Genomic DNA, 17,391 nt, shown 5'->3' on the forward strand with positions numbered 1-17,391 from the left:
GTGGGTCAGCTGGTGCGGTCGGCGATGTAGTCGCAGAGGGACTCCAGTGCGCGACGCGCCGGGCCCTCGGGGAGCGGGGCCAGCCGGGCCCGTGCGTCCTCGGCGTAGCTGCGTACCGTCTCCCGCGCGCGCTTGAGCGCCGGGGACTCCCGCAGCAGGCCCAGCGCCTCGGCGTGCAGCGCGTCGTCCACCAGCGGGCCGGTGGACAGGATCTCGCGCAGCCGTACGCTCGCCGCGTCCGCGTCGTCGGAGGCCATCGCGTAGAGCACCGGCAGGGTGGGCACGCCCTCGCGCAGGTCGGTGCCGGGCGTCTTGCCGGACTGGACCGACTCGCTGGCGATGTCCAGCAGGTCGTCGGAGAGTTGGAACGCGACGCCGATGATCTCGCCGTACTCCGCCAGGGCCTCGACGTGCTCGGGTGACGCGCCGCCGAACATGCCGCCGAAGCGGGCCGACGTGGCGATGAGCGAGCCGGTCTTCTCGGCGATGACGTGCAGGTAGTGCGCGACCGGGTCCGTGTCGCGCGGGCCGACCGTCTCGGCGATCTGGCCGTGCACCAGCCGGGCGAACGTGCGCGCCTGCAGGCGTACGGCTTCGGGGCCCAGGTCGGCGGCGATGTCGGCGGCGCGGGCGAAGAGGTAGTCGCCGACCAGGATGGCGACGGAGTTGGTCCAGCGGGAGTTGGCGCTCGGGGCGCCACGCCGCACTGCGGCCTCGTCCATCACGTCGTCGTGGTAGAGCGTCGCCAGGTGGGTGAGTTCCATCACCACGGCGGCGGGGACGACCTGGTCGGCGTCCGGGTCACCGAACTGGGCGCCCAGCGCCACCAGCAGCGGGCGGAACCGCTTGCCGCCGGCCTCGACCAGGTGCCGGGACGCCTCGGTCACCAGCGGGTCGGCGCTGGCCACGCTCGCCCGCAGGCTCACCTCGACCCGGTCGAGCACGCCCAGCACTGAGGCTTCGACGCGCGGGTCGGCGAGGTGCAGGCCGAGCGCGCCGAACTGACCTGAACGCTCGCCAGCCGGGTTCGCCACGTCCTCAACCATGCCACACCCGTTCGACCTGCTCGTCGAGGGGGATACGCCGGGGGCCGGCACGCCACGGCGTACCGGCCCCGGTGGGATCACCTCTGTCATCTGACGAATTCGGCGGCACCGGTCGTCAGGTCGAGCAGCGGGCCGGGCACCACGCCGAGGACCAGCGTGGCGAGCACACCGATGACCAGCGCGGCCGAGGTGAGCGCCCCCGGCACGGTCACCGTCGGGGTGGACTCGCCCGGCTCGGAGAGCCACATCATCACCACGACCCGCAGGTACGGGAAGGCCAGCACCATGCTGGTCAGCACGCCCGCGATCACCAGCCACGCCTGGTTCGCCTCCAGGGCGGGACCGAAGACCGCGAACTTGCTGGTGAAGCCGCTGGTCAGCGGGATACCGGCGAAGGCCAGCAGGATGAACGTGAAGATCGCCGCGAAGAACGGAGAGCGGCGGCCCAGCCCGGCCCAGCGGGACAGGTGGGTGGCCTCCCCGTCGGCGTCGCGCACGAGCGTCACCACTGCGAACGCGGCGAGCACCGAGAAGCCGTACGCGGCCAGGTAGAACATGGTGCCCGAGAGCCCTTCACGGCTCGGCGCCAGCACACCGACGAGCAGGTAACCGGCGTTCGCGATCGACGAGTACGCCAGCAGGCGCTTGATGTCGGTCTGGGTGACCGCCAGCACCGCGCCGACCAGCATGGTCAGCACCGCGATCGCGCCGAGCACCGGGGTGAAGTCCCAGGAGGCCCCGGCGAACGCGACGTGGAAGACGCGCAGCAGCGCCCCGAACGCGGCGACCTTGGTGCAGGCCGCCATGAAGCCGGTGATCGGGGTCGGAGCGCCCTGGTAGACGTCCGGCGTCCAGACGTGGAACGGCGCGGCGGCGGCCTTGAACAGCAGGCCGATGGCGAGCAGCGCCATGCCGGCGAACAGCAGCACCGGGCTGGACGGCGACTCGGTGACCGCGGCGTGCACGGTGGCGAAGTCGACGCCGGCCGTGCGGCCCGGGATCCCGGAGGTGAAGCCGTAGATCAGGGCGACACCGAACAGGAAGAAAGCCGAGGCGTACGCGCCGAGCATGAAGTACTTCAGCGCCGCCTCCTGGCTCAGCAGACGCCGGCGGCGGGCCAGCGCGCAGAGCAGGTAGAGCGGCAGCGAGAAGACCTCCAGCGCGACGAACATGGTCAGCAGGTCGTTCGCCGCCACGAAGATCAGCATGCCGCCGATCGCGAACGACATCAGCGGGTAGACCTCGGTGGCGCCACCGACGCCCTCGGCCTGCCGCCGGTCCTCCGCCGACTCGGCGGTGACAGCGGCGTGCGCCACGAAGGCGCCGCCCCGCTCCACCGTGCGATCGCCGACGAGCAGCAGCGCCATCACTGCGAGCACCAGGATGGCGCCCTGGAGGAACAGCGTCGGGCCGTCGATCGCGATGGCGCCGCCGATGGTGATCAGCCGGTCGTCGGCGTTCAGGATCACCATGACGATCGCGGCGAGCATCGCCACGAGGGCGAGCCCGAGTTGCACCGCGTTGCGCAGACGGCGCGGCACGAACGCCTCGACCAGGACCCCGAGCAGCGCCGCGCCCAGCATGATCAGGATGGGAGCGAGTGCCGCGTAGTCGATCGACGGCAGCCTCAGTTCACTCACTTCGCGGCCTCCTGGACGCTGCCGACCTCAGGGGCGGGATCGGACTTGCCGACGTCCTGCATGGTCGCCTGGACGGCGGGGTTGATGACATCGGTGACCGGCTTGGGATAGAAGCCGAGCAGCACGATCAGCGCGATCAGCGGCGCGACGACGACCTTCTCGCGCAGCGTGAGGTCCCGGCGCATGCCCTCGACCTCGGTCAGCGCCGGGTTCAGCGTGCCCTGCGTGGTGCGCTGCACCATCCACAGCACGTACGCCGCCGCCAGGATGATGCCGAGCGTGGCGATCACCGCGACCGGCTTGTTGACGGTGAACGTGCCGATCAGCACCAGGAACTCGGAGACGAACGGCGCGGTGCCGGGCAGCGCCAGTGAGGCGAGACCGGCGAAGAAGAGCACACCGGCGAGCACCGGCACCAGCTTGCCCGCGCCGCCGAAGTCGCTGATCAGCGCCGAGCCGCGCCGGGCGATCAGCATGCCGACCACCAGGAACAGCAGGCCGGTGGCCAGGCCGTGGTTGAGCATGTACAGCACCGCGCCGGTGCCGGCCTGGGTGGTGAACGCGAAGATGCCGACGCCGATGAACCCGAAGTGCGCGATCGAGGTGTACGACACCAGGCGCTTCAGGTCGTTCTGGCCGACCGCCAGCAGCGCGGCGTAGATGATGCCGATGACGCCGAGCGCCAACGCCCACGGCGCGAACCAGCGCGACGCCTCCGGGAACAGCGGGAGGCAGTAACGCAGGATGCCGAACGTGCCGACCTTGTCCAGCACGCCGACCAGCAGCGCGGCGGCGCCGGCCGGGGCGGCGCCACCGGCGTCCGGCAGCCAGGTGTGGAACGGGAAGAACGGCGCCTTGATCGCGAAGGCGACGAAGAACCCGAGGAACAGCCAGCGGGCCGTGTCGGTGGCGAACTCGGCCTGGCTCAGCGCCTGCCAGTCGAAGGTCTTGCCGCCGACCACCCAGAGGCCGATCACCGCGGCCAGCATGAACAGACCGCCGACCAGCGAGTAGAGGAAGAACTTCACCGCCGCGTACTGCCGCTGGTGGCCGCCGTAGCTGCCGATCAGGAAGTACATCGGCACCAGCATGACCTCGAAGAACACGTAGAACAGGAAGACGTCGGCGGCGGCGAAGACGCCGATCATCGTGCACTCGAGGACGAGCAGCAGCGCGAAGTACGCGGGCACCGAGCGCTTCGACGCCTCGGCGTCGTGCCAGGACGCCAGGATCACCAGCGGCACCAGGATCGCGATCAGCATCAGCATGACCAGCGCGATGCCGTCCACCTCGAAGGTGAAGTTCACGCCCCAGTTCGGGATCCACGGGTACGACTCGCGGAACTGGAACCGGTCACCACCGGCGGAGAAGGCGAACCACATCACCACCGACAGCACCAGCACCAGCAGCGACCAGCCGAACGCGACCAGCTTGGCCAGGTCGGGGCGGCTGCGGGGCAGCAGTGCCACCACCAGGGCGCCGACCAGCGGCGCCACGGTCAGCACCGAGAGGAACGGGAAGTTGGACATTATTCGGCCTTACCTCCGTCGTGACTGCGTGGCCCGCCGGCGGGGGCGGCCGCGTTGAGGTCGATCACGCCAGCCACCCCGCCTGCACGGCCAGGAACGCCGCCACCACGAGCAGCGCGCCGGTCAGGATCGAGGTCGCGTACGACCGCACGAAGCCGGTCTGGAGCCGCCGGAGCCGGCCCGAGCCCCCGCCCACGGCGGCGGCCAGGCCGTTGACCAGCCCGTCGACGCCCCGGTTGTCGAGGAACACCAGCGCCCGGGTGAGGAAGATGCCCGGCTTCTCGAAGACCGCCTCGTTGAAGGCGTCCGTGTAGAGGTTCCGGCGGGCGGCGGTGACCACCACGCCGGCCGGCTGCGGCTCGGTGGCCGTACCGCCCCGGAACAGGAACCAGGCCAGCCCGGCGCCCAGCACCGTGACCAGCAGCGACAGCGCGGTGAGCAGCCAGTGCGCCAGCACCGGCGCGTGCTCCCCGCTCTCGGCGCCGAGACCGTTGGTGGCGGTGAGCCAGTCCGGCACGGAGGTGGCGAGCAGGAAGCCCGCGCCGACCGAGCCGATCGCCAGCAGGATCAGCGGGATGGTCATCAGCTTCGGCGACTCGTGCGGGTGCTCGATGTCCTCGGTCCAGCGCTTCGGGCCGTGGAACGTGAGCACGAACAGCCGCGTCATGTAGAACGCGGTGAGCCCGGCGCCGAGCAGCGCGGCCATGCCGAACAGCCAGGCCGTCCAGCCCTCCCGCTCGAACGCGGCCACGATGATCGGCTCCTTGGAGAAGTAGCCGGAGAACGGGAACATGCCGATGATGGCGAGCCAGCCCATCATGAACGTCAGCCAGGTGACCTTCATGTACTTGGACAGCCCGCCGAAGCGGCGGATGTCCACCTGGTCGTTCATGCCGTGCATGACCGAGCCGGCGCCGAGGAACATGTTGGCCTTGAAGAAGCCGTGCGCCAGCAGGTGCACGATGGCCAGCGCGTACGCGGCACCGCCGAGGCCGACGCCGAGGAACATGTAGCCGATCTGGCTCACGGTCGACCAGGCCAGCACGCGCTTGATGTCGTCCTTCGCCGCGCCGATGATGCAGCCCATCAGCAGGGTGAGCGCGCCGACGCTGACCACCACGAGCTGGAGCGTCTCGTTGGCCGAGAAGATCGCGTTGGAGCGGGCGATCAGGTAGACGCCCGCGGTGACCATGGTGGCCGCGTGGATGAGCGCGGACACCGGGGTCGGGCCCTCCATCGCGTCCGGCAACCACGCCTGGAGCGGGAACTGGCCGGACTTGCCGGCCGCGCCGAGCAGGAGCAGCAGGCCGAGCACCAGCACGGTGGTCGAGGTCAGCGAGCCGACCCCGTTGAACACCTCGTCGTACTGGGTGGTGCCGAGCATGGCGAACATGATGAAGATGCCGATGGCCAGGCCGGCGTCGCCGACCCGGTTCATCAGGAACGCCTTCTTGCCGGCGGTGGCCGCGCTGGGCCGGCCGTACCAGAACGAGATCAGCAGGTACGACGCCAGGCCGACGCCCTCCCAGCCGAAGTAGAGCATCACGTAGTTGTTGCCGAGCACCAGCAGGAGCATGGCGGCGACGAACAGGTTGAAGTACGCGAAGAACAGCCGCCGGCCCGCGTCGTGCGCCATGTACTCCACGGCGTAGAGGTGGATCAGGAAGCCCACCCCGGTGATCAGCAGGACGAAGACCGCGGCCAGCGGGTCGAAGAGCAGACCGAAGTCCACCCGCAGGCCGCCGACCGCGATGAAGTCCCAGAGGCTCAGCTCGACCTGCTTGTTCTCCAGGCCTCGCAGCTGGAAGAAGTAGGTGAGCCCGAGCACGAAGGCGGCGCCGATGGCGCCCACGCCCAGCCAGTGGCCCCAGCGGTCGGCCCGCTTGCCGAGCAGCAGCAGGATCGCCGCGCTGACCAGCGGGATCGCCACCAGCAGCCAGACACTGCCCAGCATCCCGTCCGCCGTGGCGAAGGTGACGGCTTCGGCTGGCTCAGACTGGGCGATCGTCAGAATCTGTTCCACCACGAGCCCCTCAGTACTTCAGCAGGTTGGCGTCGTCGACGCTGGCCGAGCGCCGGGTCCGGAAGATCGCCATGATGATCGCGAGCCCGACCACGACCTCGGCCGCCGCCACCACCATCACGAAGAACGCCATGATCTGGCCGTTCAGGTCGCCGTTGATCCGGCTGAACGTGACCAGGGTCAGGTTGGCCGCGTTGAGCATCAGCTCGATGCACATGAACAGCACGATCGCGTTGCGCCGGACCAGCACGCCCACGGCGCCGATGGTGAACAGCACCGCCGCGAGGATGAGGTAGTAGTCCGGGGTCATTTGTCAGTCCCCTTCGGTGCGGTCTCCTCGGCCGTCAGCTCGCGCACCGGCAGGATCTCCGGGATGCTGCGGTCGGTCAGCCGGCCGTCGGGCAGACGGGCCGGGGTGGCCACCGAGGAGGACGTGGCGTAGACACCCGGGCCGGGCTTCGGTCCGGGGTAGTTGCCGGGGCGGAACCGCGCCTTCATGGTGGCGATCTGGTCCATCCGGTCCGCCTTGCGCCGCTCCACGTGCGCCAGCACCATCGCGCCGACGGCGGCGGTGATCAGCAGCGCCGAGGTCAGCTCGAAGGCGAAGACGTACTTGGTGAACAGCAGCCGGGCGATGCCCTGCACGTTGCCCTCGCCGTTGGCCTCGTCGAGCCCGACCGCCTGGACGCCGTCGAGCGCGCGGTAGAGGCCGGTGCCCACCAGGCCGGCGAAGCCGAGCCCGAGGACCACGGCGGCGACCCGCTGGCCGCGCAGCGTCTCGATGAGCGAGTCGGACGCGTCCCGGCCGACCAGCATCAGCACGAACAGGAACAGCATCATGATCGCGCCGGTGTAGACGATGACCTGCACCATGCCGATGAACGGCCCGGCCTGGAGCACGTAGAACACGCCCAGGCAGAGCATGGTCAGCACCAGCCAGAGCGCGGAGTGGACCGCGTTGCGGGCCCACACCATGCCGACCGCGCCGAGCAGGGCCAGCGGGGCGAGGATCCAGAAGGTGACCTCCTCACCCCCGGACACCTGGCCCGCCGCGGCGAGCACCGTAGCCGAGGTCATGCCTTGCCTCCCTTGCCCGCCGCGGCGGCGGACCGCTGCTCGGCCTGCTCGGCGCCGGGGAAGGTCACGCCCGGGTGTTCCTCCACCTGGTACCGGCCCGGGCCCATCGGCGAGCGCTCGGCGCCGGCCGAGGTGCCCGGGTTGGTGAGCGCGCCGACGTAGTAGTCCTTCTCGCTGTCGCCCAGCCGCATCGGGTGCGGCGGCTGCTCCATGCCTTCGAGCAGCGGCGCGAGCAGCTGCTCCTTGGTGAAGATCAGGTCCTGCCGGTTGTCCCGGGCCAGCTCGTACTCGTTGCTCATGGTGAGCGAACGGGTCGGGCAGGCCTCGATGCAGAGCCCGCAGAAGATGCACCGGGCATAGTTGATCTGGTAGGTGCTGGCGTACCGCTCACCCGGGGAGAAGCGCTGCTCCTCGGTGTTGTCGCCACCCTCCACGTAGATCGCGTCGGCCGGGCAGGCCCAGGCGCACAGCTCGCAGCCGATGCACTTCTCCAGCCCGTCCGGGTGCCGGTTGAGGATGTGCCGCCCGTGGTAGCGCGGCGCCGAGACCGGCGGCTTGAACGGGTAGTCGGTGGTGACGACCTTCTTGAACATGTGCGAGAAGGTGACACCGAAGCCCTTGAACGTTCCGGTGATCGCGCCCACGTCACACCTCCCTGGAGTCCGGGCCGGCGACCACGTTGGCCGGCTCCCGCTCGGCGAGCACGCGCTTCGTACGCGGGCTCGGCGGAACCTGAAGATCCATCGGCGGCAGCGGGAAGCTGCCGTACGGCCGGGTGTCCGCCTGCTCCTGGAGCGACGGCTTGAGCTCCTTCTTCCGCGACGGCCAGAAGAGCGTGGCCAGCAGCAGCACGCCCGCGCCGACGGCGGTGACGAGCAGCCGGTCCCTGGTCTGCCAGTCCTCGATCGAGCGCAGCCCGGCGAGCACCATGATCCAGACCAGGTTCAGCGGCAGCAGCACCTTCCAGCCGAACCGCATGAACTGGTCGTACCGGAGCCGCGGCAGCGTGCCGCGCAGCCAGACGAAGACGAACACCAGCATGATGACCTTGCCGAAGAACCACAGCATCGGCCACCAGCCCTCGTTGGCGCCCGACCACAGCGTGATCGGCCACGGCGCGTGCCAGCCGCCGAGGAACAGCGTCACGGTGAACGCCGACATGGTCACCATCGCGACGTACTCGCTCAGCATGAACAGCGCGAACTTCAGCGAGCTGTACTCGGTCTGGAAGCCGGCCACCAGCTCCGACTCCGCCTCGGGCAGGTCGAACGGCGCCCGGTTCGTCTCACCGACGATGGCGATGAAGAACATGATGAAGCTGGGCAGCAGCAGGATCGCGTACCAGCCGGGGGCGGCGATGTCGAAGCCGCCGATGGTCAGCCGGGTGCCGTCGCCCTGTGCGGCGACGATCCCGCTCGTCGACATGGTGCCCGCGGTCATGAAGACCGCGACCACGCTCAGGCCCATGGTGACCTCGTACGAGACCAGCTGGGCCGCCGAGCGCAGGCCGCCGAGCAGCGGGTAGGTGGAGCCGCTGGCCCAGCCGCCGAGCACGATGCCGTACACGGCGAGCGAGGAGAAGGCCAGCACCACCAGCACCGCCACCGACACGTCGGTGACCTGGAGCGGCGTCCGGTGCCCGAAGATGCTCACCATCGGCCCGAACGGGATCACCGACAGCGCGGTGACCGCGCAGACCACCGAGATCACCGGGGCGAAGAAGTAGACGACCTTGTCGGCCTTGCGCGGGAGGATGTCCTCCTTGAAGGCCAGCTTCACGCCGTCGGCGAGCGTCTGGAGCAGACCGAACGGGCCGGCCTGGTTGGGGCCGGGCCGCACCGCCATGCGGCCCACGACCCGGCGCTCGAACCAGACGCCGAGCAGCGTGGCCGCCACGGCGACGACGAACGCGAACAGGATCTTGCCGAGGACCAGCCACCACGGGTCCTTGCCGAAGTCGGCAAGCGTCGGGTCCTGCGCCGCGAGGATGACGGGGTTCACTGCACCCACCTTTCGTTCCCGACTGCGGAGACGCTCACCACGTCGCCGGACGTCGCGCCGAGGCCGCGCCGCACGGTGGAGCCGGGTGAGTTGGTCGGCAGCCAGACGACGCCGTCGGGCATCTCGGTGATCGCCGCCGGCAGCGTGATCGCGCCCCGGTCGGTGCCCACCGTGACCGGGTCACCGTCGGCGACGCCCAGCGCCTCGGCGGTGCCCTTGCCCAGCCGGACCACCGGCGGGCGGGCGGTGCCGGCGAGGTGCTCGTCGCCGTCGGTGAGGCTGCCCAGGTCGATCAGCTGGTGCCAGGTGGCGAGCACGGCCTCGCCCGGTCCCGGCTGCCGCACGGCGGCCGGCTCGACCGAGGGCGCCGACGGCCGCTCGACCCGGGTGCGCGGCAGCGCGCCCAGCTCGCGGCGGATGGCCGGCACGTCGCCGGTGCCGAGCCGCACGTCGAGCTGCGCGGCGAGCGCGTCGAGGATCCGGGCGTCGGTCATCGCGCCGGTGTCCAGCACCTTCTCGAACGTGCGCAGCCGGCCCTCCCAGTCCAGGAAGCTGCCGGCCTTCTCGACCACCGGCGCGACCGGCAGGACCACGTCGGCGCGGCGGGACACCGCGCTCATCCGCAGTTCCAGGCTGACCAGGAACGGCACCGCGTCCAGTGCGGACTCGGCCAGGCGCGGGTCGGCCAGGTCGGCCGGGTCGACGCCGGCCACCACCAGGGCGCCGAGCCGGCCGTCCGCGGCGGCGGTGAGGATGCCGTCGGTGTCGCGGCCGGCCTGGCTGGGGATGACCCCGGCCGGGATGTCCCACGCCTCGCCCAGCTCCGCGCGCGCGGCCGGCTCGGTGACGACCCGGCCGCCGGGGAGCAGGTTGGGCAGGCAGCCCGCGTCGACAGCGCCGCGGTCACCCGCGCGCCGCGGCACCCAGACCAGCCGGGCACCGGTACGCCGGGCGACGTCCGCCGCCGCCGACAGCCCGCCCGGCACCTCGGCCAGGCGCTCGCCGACGATCAGGATCGCGCCGGGCTGCCCCAGCGCCTCGGCCACCGTGGCGTGCTCGGCCAGCACGCCCGCTTCCTCACCGGGCACGACCCGGGCGAGCTTCGCGCCGAGCTTCTCCAGGCCGCGGGTCGCGAACGGCGCGATCGCGTACACCGTGAGCTTCTTCTTGGAGTACGCCTTGCGCAGCCGCAGGAAGAGGATCGGGCACTCCTCCTCCGGCTCCAGGCCGACCAGCACCACAGCGGGCGCGTTCTCCACGTCCGTGTAGGTGACGTCGGTGACACCGGCGACGCTGCTGGCCAGGAAGTCGGCCTCCTCGCGGGAGACCGGGCGGGCCCGGAAGTCGATGTCGTTGGTGTGCAGCGCGATCCGGGCGAACTTCGCGTACGCGTAGGCGTCCTCGACGGTGAGCCGGCCGCCGGTCAGCACCGCCGTGCCGGTCGCGCCGTCGCGGGCCGCGCGCAGCCCCTCGGCGGCCCGGGTGAGCGCCTCGCTCCAGGACGCCTCGCGCAGCTCACCAGTCTTCTCGTCGCGCACCATCGGCGTGCTGATCCGGTCGAACGCGCGGGTGTACTGGAAGCCCCAGCGGCCCTTGTCGCAGTTCCACTCCTCGTTCACCGCCGGGTCGTCGCCGGCCAGCCGGCGCAGCACCTTGCCGCGCCGCCAGTCGGTGCGCTGGGCGCAGCCGGCCGAGCAGTGCTCGCAGACGCTGGGCGTGGAGACCAGGTCGAACGGGCGGGCCCGGAACCGGTACTGGGCGCCGGTCAGCGCGCCCACCGGGCAGATCTGCACGGTGTTGCCGGAGAAGTACGAGTTGAACGGGACGTCACCGGCGTCGCCGTCCTCGCCGTACTCCTCGTCCCGGTAGATGTTGATCTCCTCGTGCGAGGAGCGTCCCATCAGGTCGATGAACTTGTCCCCGGCGATCTCCTCGGAGAACCGGGTGCACCGCTGGCAGAGCACGCAGCGCTCGCGGTCGAGCAGCACCTGGGTGCTGATCGGCAGCGGCTTCGGGTACTCCCGCTTGTGCTCGTGGAACCGCGAGTCCGTCCGGCCGGTGGACATCGCCTGGTTCTGGAGCGGGCACTCGCCGCCCTTGTCGCACATCGGGCAGTCCAGGGGGTGGTTGAGGAGCAGCAGCTCCATCACCCCCTCCTGGGCCTTCTTGGCGACCGGGGAGGTGAGCTGCGTCCGCACCACCATGCCGTCGGCGACGGTCTGGGTGCAGGAGGCGACCGGCTTGCGCTGGCCCTCCACCTCCACCAGGCACTGCCGGCAGGCACCGGCCGGGGCCAGCAGCGGGTGGTCGCAGAAGCGCGGGATCTCGGTGCCGAGCTGCTCGGCGACGCGGATCAGCAGCGCGCCCTTGGGCGCGGTGACCTCGACGCCGTCGATGGTCAGCGTGACGGTCTCGGTCTGCTTGGCTACGTCGGTCATCAGTGCGCCCCTACCAGGGTCTTCTCCGACAGCTTCGGAGCGGTACGTCCCTCGATGTAGTCGAGGTAGTCCTGCTTGAAGTACTTCAGCGACGAGGTCACCGAGCTGGTCGCGCCGTCACCCAGACCGCAGAACGAACGGCCGAGGATGTTGTCGCAGGTGTCGAGCAGGGTGTCCAGGTCCTCGTGGGTGCCCTGGCCGGCCAGGATGCGCCGGTAGACCCGGACCATCCAGTAGTTGCCCTCCCGGCACGGGGTGCACTTGCCGCACGACTCGTGGTGGTAGAACTCCAGCCACCGGTAGGTCGCGTACACCGGGCAGTCCTGGTCGGAGAAGATCTGCGTGGCGGTGGTGCCCAGGATCGAGCCGGCCCCCGCCACCCCCTCGAAGTCCAGCGGCACGTCCAGGTGCTCGGCGGTCAGCAGCGGCGTCGACGAGCCACCCGGGGTCCAGAACTTCAGGTTGTGCCCGGGCTTCATGCCGCCGGCCAGCTCGATCAGCTCACGCAGCGTGATGCCCATCGAGCACTCGTACTGGCCGGGGTTGGCGATCCGGCCGGACAGCGAGTAGATCATCGGGCCGGACGACTTCTCCGTGCCCATCGTCTTCCACCAGTCCGCGCCACCGAGCACGATGTACGGCACGCTGGCGATGGTGCCGACGTTGTTGACCACTGTCGGGCTGGCGTACAGGCCGTGGGTCGCCGGGAACGGCGGGCGCAGCCGGGGCTGGCCGCGGAAGCCCTCCAGCGAGTCCAGCAGCGCGGTCTCCTCACCGCAGATGTACGCCCCGGCGCCGGAGTGCACCACCAGGTCCAGGTCGAAGCCCGAGCCGAGGACGTTCCGGCCGAGATAACCCTTGGCGTACGCCTCGTCGACCGCGCTGCGCAGCCGCCGGGCGGCGTGCACCGCCTCACCGCGGATGTAGATGTACGCCCGGTTGGCCCGGATCGCGTACGAGGCGATGATGACGCCCTCGACCAGCGAGTGCGGGTCGTGGGTCATCAGCGGCAGGTCCTTGCAGGTGCCCGGCTCGCCCTCGTCGGCGTTCACCACCAGGTAGTGCGGCTTGCCGTCGCCCTGCGGGATGAACCCCCACTTGAGGCCGGTCGGGAAGCCCGCGCCGCCCCGGCCACGCAGTCCGGAGTCCTTGATCAGCTGGATCAGGTCGTCCGGGTGCGCCTTGAGCGCCTTGCGCAGGGCGGCGTAGCCGTCCAGCTTCTCGTAGGTGCCGAGCCGCCACGCGTCCGGCGAGAGCCAGCGCTTGGTGAGCACCGGCGTGAGCTTGGCCAGCGTCTCCGGCCGAGGAGTGGTCACTTCCGGACCCCCGTTCCGCTCGCGTCCGCCGGGTCGCCGCCGTCCGCGCCCGTACCGGATTCCGCTTCCTTGAGGTTGCGCTCCTGCGCGCCGGCCGCGTCGCCGGCGGGCTTGCCGTCGCCGGCCGGCGGGTTCGCCGCCGCGCCGGCCGCCTCGGCCGCCCGCGCGTCGCGGGGCGCCGGGGCCGGGCCGTCCACCGGCATCTTCGTGCCGGGCGCGTCCGGCACCGCGGTGCCCGCGTCCGGCTGCCGGGTCTCGGCGGTACGCACCTGCGGCGACTTGGCGTCCGGCGCCTTCACGTCCGGAGCCGTGCTGCCGGTGGCCGCCTCGGGCTTGGCCGGCTCGACGGCCTTGGCCGGCTCGGGCGCCGGCTTCGCGGCCTCGGCCTTCGCCTTCTCCTCGGCGGCGGCCCGGTCGGCCTCGGCCTTGCTGCGGATCGGCGTCTTCGGGTCGAAGCCCGGCACCGAGACGCCGTGCTGCTCGGCCAGGCGCAGGCCGCGCAGGCTCGGCTCGCCCGGCCCGCCGTCAGCCACCGCGCCGTCGCGCTCGTCGGCGAAACCGGCGAGCTGGACCGCCATCTCCTTGAGCGTGCAGAGCCGCGCCCCACGGGTCGGCATCGGCCGGCCGCCGGCGCGCAGCTCCTCGACCACGTCGAGCGCGGCCTGCGGCTCCACGTTGTCGAAGAAGTCGTAGTTGACCGTCATCACCGGGCCGTAGTCGCACGCCGCCAGGCACTCGGCGTGCTCCAGGGTGATCTTCCCGTCGGCGGTGGTCTCCTCGTGCCCCACACCGAGGTGCTCGGCGAGGGTGTCGTAGACCTTCTGCCCGCCGAGCACGTCGCACATCGTGTTGGTGCAGACGCTCACCAGGTATTCACCGGTGGGCTTGCGCTTGTACATGGTGTAGAAGGTGGCGACGGCGCCGACCTGGGCCTTGTTGAGCCCGAGCACCTCGGCGCAGAACTCGACACCGGCCGGAGAGACGTAGCCCTCCTCGGACTGGACCAGGTGCAGCAGCGGCAGCAGCGCCGAGCGGGACCGGTCCGCCGGGTACCGGGCGATGATCTCCCGCGCGCGGGCGCGAGTCGTTTCGGAAAAGCTCATCGGTCACAACCACCCATCACGGGGTCCAGCGAGGCGCCGCCGGCGATCACGTCGGCGATCAGGCCGCCCTCGGCCATCGCCGGGAGGGCCTGGAGGTTGACGAAGCTCGGCTCCCGGTAGTGCACCCGGTAGGGCCGGGTGCCGCCGTCGGACACCGCGTGCACGCCCAGCTCGCCGCGGGGCGACTCGATGCCGACGTACACCTGGCCCGGCGGAACCCGGAAGCCCTCGGTGACGAGCTTGAAGTGGTGGATCAGCGACTCCATCGACTGACCCATGATCTTGGCGACGTGCTCGAGCGAGTTGCCCATGCCGTCCACGCCGATGGCGAGCTGCGCCGGCCAGGCGATCTTCTTGTCGGACACCATCACCGGGCCGGGCTTCAGGCGGTCCAGCGCCTGCTCGATCAGCTTCAGCGACTCGCGGATCTCCGCCACCCGCACCAGGTAGCGGCCCCACACGTCACCGTCGGTGTGCGTCGGCACGTCGAACTCGTACGTCTCGTAACCGCAGTACGGCATGGTCTTGCGCAGGTCCCAGGCGAGGCCCGCGGACCGCAGCACCGGGCCGGTGACGCCGAGCGCCATGCAGGCGGTCACGTCGAGCACCGCCACGTGCTGCGTACGCTCCAGCCAGATCGGCTGGCCGGACAGCAGGTTCTCGTACTCCTTGAGCCGCTTCGGCATCAGCTGGAGGAAGTCGCGGATCTTGCGGATCGCGTCGTCCGGCACGTCCTGCGCCACACCGCCCGGCCGCACGTACGCGTGGTTCATCCGCAGGCCGGTGATGGTCTCGAAGATGTCGAGGACGTACTCCCGCTCGCGGAAGCCGTACAGCATCATGTTGATCGCGCCCAGCTCCATGGCGGTGGTCGCCAGCCAGACCAGGTGCGACGAGACGCGGTTGAGCTCCATCATCAGCACGCGGATGGTGGTGGCCCGCTCGGTGATGTCGTCGGTGATGCCGAGCAGCTTCTCCACCGCGAGCGCGTACGCCGTCTCGTTGAACAGCGGCGCGAGGTAGTCCATCCGGGTCACGAACGTCGAGCCCTGGACCCAGTTGCGGTACTCCAGGTTCTTCTCGATGCCGGTGTGCAGGTAGCCGATGACCGAGCGGGCCTCGCGGACCGTCTCGCCCTCCAGCTCCAGGACCAGCCGGAGCACGCCGTGGGTGGACGGGTGCTGCGGACCCATGTTGACGACGATCCGCTCGTCGTTGATCGGGTCCGTGCCGGAGACGACCTCGTCCCAGTCCCCGCCGGTGACGGTGAAGACCTTGCCCTCGGTCGTCTCGCGCTCGGTCGCGTAGTTCGACGTGGTCACAGTGCCAACCCTCCGTTCGCGACTGCGGGGCTCCGCTTCGCTGCACTCCTCGCGCTCACTGGTACGACCGCCGCTTGTCCGGCGGGGGGATCTCCGCACCCTTGTACTCGACGGGGACGCCGCCCAGCGGGTAGTCCTTGCGCTGCGGGTGCCCCTCCCAGTCGTCCGGCATGAGGATCCGGGTCAGGGCGGGGTGACCGTCGAAGACGACGCCGAACATGTCGTACGTCTCCCGCTCCTGCCAGTCGGCGGTCGGGTAGACGGCGGTGACGCTCGGGACGTGCGGCTCCTCGGCGGAGACCGCCACCTCCAGCCGGACGCTGCGGCGGTAGGTCATCGAGGTGAGCTGGTAGACCACGTGCAGGCGGCGCTCCGCGCCCAGGTAGTCCACGCCGGACACCGACGAGAGCAGCTCGAAGCGCAGCGCGAGGTCGTCGCGCATGACCTGGCAGACCTCGGCGATCCGCTCCGGCCGGACGTGCAGGGTCAGCTCGCCCCGGTCGACCACGACCTTCTCGATCGCGTCGCCGAAGTCCGGGTACGCCTCCTCCAGCGCGTCCCGCACCTCGTCGAAGTAGCTCCCGTACGGCCGGGCCGCCTCCTCGATCGGCTGGCGCTGGCGGACCAGGCCGCCGTAGCCGGAGACGTCACCGGTGCCCTGGTTGCCGAACATGCCCCGACCGGCCGGGCTGGCCGGCGGGTACTCCGCCGGGGCGGTGGAGCTGGCACCGGCCGGGGTGGTGGGTACCGGCACCCCGCCGTCGTTGTTCCTGTCGTTCGGTGCGGTCATTTCGGGCCCCTATGCGACGCCTGAAGGTGGTTCTGCGCCTTCATCCAGTTCTCGATCCGAAGCTGCTCCTCGCGCCCCTCGCGGACCGCCTTCGTCCACTCGGCACGGCGGGCCTTGTCGCTGCGGTACGACGAGGGCATCGAGCCGTACGGCACCACCGGCACGTCACCGCGCGCCAGGCGGGCCTCGGCCATCTTGCGGCCGTTCGGGCCCAGCGGCTCGTGCATGATCTTCTCGCGCAGCTTGAGAACCGCGTCGATGAGCATCTCCGGCCGGGGCGGGCAGCCGGGGAGGTACATGTCGACCGGGACGACGTGGTCGACGCCCTGCACGATGGCGTAGTTGTTGAACATGCCGCCGCTGCTGGCGCAGACGCCCATCGAGATGACCCAGCGGGGCTCGGCCATCTGGTCGTAGATCTGGCGCAGGACCGGAGCCATCTTCTGGCTCACCCGGCCGGCCACGATCATCAGGTCCGCCTGCCGGGGCGAGGCGCGGAAGACCTCCATGCCCCAGCGGCCCATGTCGTAGTGCGGGCCGCCCGCCGCCATCATCTCGATGGCGCAGCAGGCCAGACCGAACGTGGCACCCCAGACCGAGGTCTTCCGCGTCCAGTTGACCAGCTTCTCGACGCTGGTGAGCAGGACGCCGGAGGGGAGCTTCTCCTCGATGCCCATCTGCTACCTCCTCAGTCCCAGTCCAGGCCGCCGCGCCGCCAGACGTAGGCGTATGCGACGAAGACCGCGACGATGAACAGGACCATCTCCACGAAGCCGAAGATCGGCAGGGCGTCGAAGGAGACCGCCCAGGGGTAGAGGAAGATGATCTCGATGTCGAAGACGATGAAGAGCATCGCCGTCAGGTAGAACTTGATCGGGAACCGGCCGCCGCCGACCGGCTGCGGGCTCGGCTCGATGCCACACTCGTACGCCTCGAGCTTGGCCTTGTTGAGACGCCGCGGGCCGGCGAGTCGGGCAGCGGCCACGGAGAACAGCGCGAACGCCGCAGCGAGGGCGAACAGCCCGATGATGGGTGCGTAAGGAGAGAGCGTCATCGTTGTCCCCTGCTCGTCCTTCCCTGACCTCGGTGGTTGGCCAAAATCACAC

At 70.6% G+C, this 17,391-nt stretch carries 15 protein-coding genes; all 15 read right to left on the reverse strand.

Annotation, left to right across the window (positions count from 1 at the left end; all coding sequences use genetic code 11):
• Positions 1-5 precede the first annotated feature (5 nt).
• Complete coding sequence (locus F8279_RS14035; RefSeq protein WP_151500170.1) at positions 6-1,046, reverse strand: polyprenyl synthetase family protein; 1,041 nt, start codon at positions 1,044-1,046, stop codon at positions 6-8.
• A gap of 86 nt (positions 1,047-1,132) precedes the next feature.
• Positions 1,133-2,686, reverse strand: a complete 1,554-nt coding sequence (gene nuoN, locus F8279_RS14040) for an NADH-quinone oxidoreductase subunit NuoN (protein WP_091414540.1) — start codon at positions 2,684-2,686, stop codon at positions 1,133-1,135.
• Positions 2,683-4,215 (reverse strand): NADH-quinone oxidoreductase subunit M, encoded by a 1,533-nt coding sequence (locus tag F8279_RS14045; RefSeq protein ID WP_013473559.1) that lies wholly within the window; start codon positions 4,213-4,215, stop codon positions 2,683-2,685. The genes nuoN and F8279_RS14045 overlap by 4 nt, the downstream gene beginning before the upstream one ends.
• A 64-nt stretch (positions 4,216-4,279) precedes the next feature.
• Positions 4,280-6,169 (reverse strand): NADH-quinone oxidoreductase subunit L, encoded by a 1,890-nt coding sequence (nuoL, locus tag F8279_RS14050; protein ID WP_225853274.1) that lies wholly within the window; start codon positions 6,167-6,169, stop codon positions 4,280-4,282.
• 79 nt (positions 6,170-6,248) lie between these two features.
• Positions 6,249-6,548 carry an NADH-quinone oxidoreductase subunit NuoK gene (gene nuoK / locus F8279_RS14055; protein WP_013283611.1) on the reverse strand — a complete coding sequence of 100 codons (300 nt, stop codon included), beginning with the start codon at positions 6,546-6,548 and terminating at the stop codon, positions 6,249-6,251.
• Positions 6,545-7,315 carry an NADH-quinone oxidoreductase subunit J gene (locus tag F8279_RS14060; protein ID WP_091414534.1) on the reverse strand — a complete coding sequence of 257 codons (771 nt, stop codon included), beginning with the start codon at positions 7,313-7,315 and terminating at the stop codon, positions 6,545-6,547. Before F8279_RS14060 ends, nuoK begins: the two co-directional genes overlap by 4 nt.
• The gene (nuoI, locus tag F8279_RS14065) at positions 7,312-7,959 is read right to left on the reverse strand and encodes an NADH-quinone oxidoreductase subunit NuoI (protein WP_013283609.1); all 648 of its coding nucleotides are present in this window, start codon (positions 7,957-7,959) and stop codon (positions 7,312-7,314) included. The genes F8279_RS14060 and nuoI overlap by 4 nt, the downstream gene beginning before the upstream one ends.
• A 1-nt stretch (position 7,960) precedes the next feature.
• Complete coding sequence (gene nuoH / locus F8279_RS14070) at positions 7,961-9,316, reverse strand: NADH-quinone oxidoreductase subunit NuoH (protein ID WP_091414529.1); 1,356 nt, start codon at positions 9,314-9,316, stop codon at positions 7,961-7,963.
• A complete protein-coding gene (locus F8279_RS14075) occupies positions 9,313-11,754 on the reverse strand; it encodes an NADH-quinone oxidoreductase subunit G (RefSeq protein WP_091414527.1) in 2,442 nt (813 codons plus the stop codon). Before F8279_RS14075 ends, nuoH begins: the two co-directional genes overlap by 4 nt.
• Positions 11,754-13,070, reverse strand: a complete 1,317-nt coding sequence (nuoF, locus tag F8279_RS14080; protein WP_151500171.1) for an NADH-quinone oxidoreductase subunit NuoF — start codon at positions 13,068-13,070, stop codon at positions 11,754-11,756. Before nuoF ends, F8279_RS14075 begins: the two co-directional genes overlap by 1 nt.
• Positions 13,067-14,173 (reverse strand): NADH-quinone oxidoreductase subunit NuoE, encoded by a 1,107-nt coding sequence (gene nuoE / locus F8279_RS14085; RefSeq protein ID WP_091414523.1) that lies wholly within the window; start codon positions 14,171-14,173, stop codon positions 13,067-13,069. The genes nuoF and nuoE overlap by 4 nt, the downstream gene beginning before the upstream one ends.
• Positions 14,170-15,495 (reverse strand): NADH-quinone oxidoreductase subunit D, encoded by a 1,326-nt coding sequence (locus F8279_RS14090; protein ID WP_091414521.1) that lies wholly within the window; start codon positions 15,493-15,495, stop codon positions 14,170-14,172. Before F8279_RS14090 ends, nuoE begins: the two co-directional genes overlap by 4 nt.
• Before the next feature lie 55 nt (positions 15,496-15,550).
• A complete protein-coding gene (locus F8279_RS14095; RefSeq protein ID WP_091414519.1) occupies positions 15,551-16,285 on the reverse strand; it encodes an NADH-quinone oxidoreductase subunit C in 735 nt (244 codons plus the stop codon).
• On the reverse strand, positions 16,282-16,962 hold the full coding sequence (locus tag F8279_RS14100) for an NADH-quinone oxidoreductase subunit B family protein (RefSeq protein ID WP_091414517.1): 681 nt from the start codon (positions 16,960-16,962) through the stop codon (positions 16,282-16,284). The genes F8279_RS14095 and F8279_RS14100 overlap by 4 nt, the downstream gene beginning before the upstream one ends.
• Before the next feature lie 11 nt (positions 16,963-16,973).
• Entirely contained in the window at positions 16,974-17,339 is a 366-nt protein-coding gene (locus F8279_RS14105; protein WP_013283601.1) for an NADH-quinone oxidoreductase subunit A, read from the reverse strand.
• Positions 17,340-17,391 lie beyond the last annotated feature (52 nt).

It is taken from the genome of Micromonospora sp. AMSO1212t, from assembly GCF_008868145.1.
Taxonomy (GTDB): domain Bacteria; phylum Actinomycetota; class Actinomycetes; order Mycobacteriales; family Micromonosporaceae; genus Micromonospora; species Micromonospora tulbaghiae.

Excerpts from the sequence above, each read along its gene's own strand:
- F8279_RS14105 (WP_013283601.1), bottom strand. The coding sequence starts at position 17,339 with ATGACGCTCTCTCCTTACGCACCCATCATCGGGCTGTTCGCCCTCGCT.
- F8279_RS14035 (WP_151500170.1), bottom strand. The coding sequence starts at position 1,046 with ATGGTTGAGGACGTGGCGAACCCGGCTGGCGAGCGTTCAGGTCAGTTC.
- F8279_RS14100 (WP_091414517.1), bottom strand. The coding sequence starts at position 16,962 with ATGGGCATCGAGGAGAAGCTCCCCTCCGGCGTCCTGCTCACCAGCGTC.
- F8279_RS14060 (WP_091414534.1), bottom strand. The coding sequence starts at position 7,315 with ATGACCTCGGCTACGGTGCTCGCCGCGGCGGGCCAGGTGTCCGGGGGT.
- F8279_RS14045 (WP_013473559.1), bottom strand. The coding sequence starts at position 4,215 with ATGTCCAACTTCCCGTTCCTCTCGGTGCTGACCGTGGCGCCGCTGGTC.
- F8279_RS14095 (WP_091414519.1), bottom strand. The coding sequence starts at position 16,285 with ATGACCGCACCGAACGACAGGAACAACGACGGCGGGGTGCCGGTACCC.
- nuoL (WP_225853274.1), bottom strand. The coding sequence starts at position 6,169 with ATGCTGGGCAGTGTCTGGCTGCTGGTGGCGATCCCGCTGGTCAGCGCG.
- nuoK (WP_013283611.1), bottom strand. The coding sequence starts at position 6,548 with ATGACCCCGGACTACTACCTCATCCTCGCGGCGGTGCTGTTCACCATC.
- nuoE (WP_091414523.1), bottom strand. The coding sequence starts at position 14,173 with ATGAGCTTTTCCGAAACGACTCGCGCCCGCGCGCGGGAGATCATCGCC.
- F8279_RS14075 (WP_091414527.1), bottom strand. The coding sequence starts at position 11,754 with ATGACCGACGTAGCCAAGCAGACCGAGACCGTCACGCTGACCATCGAC.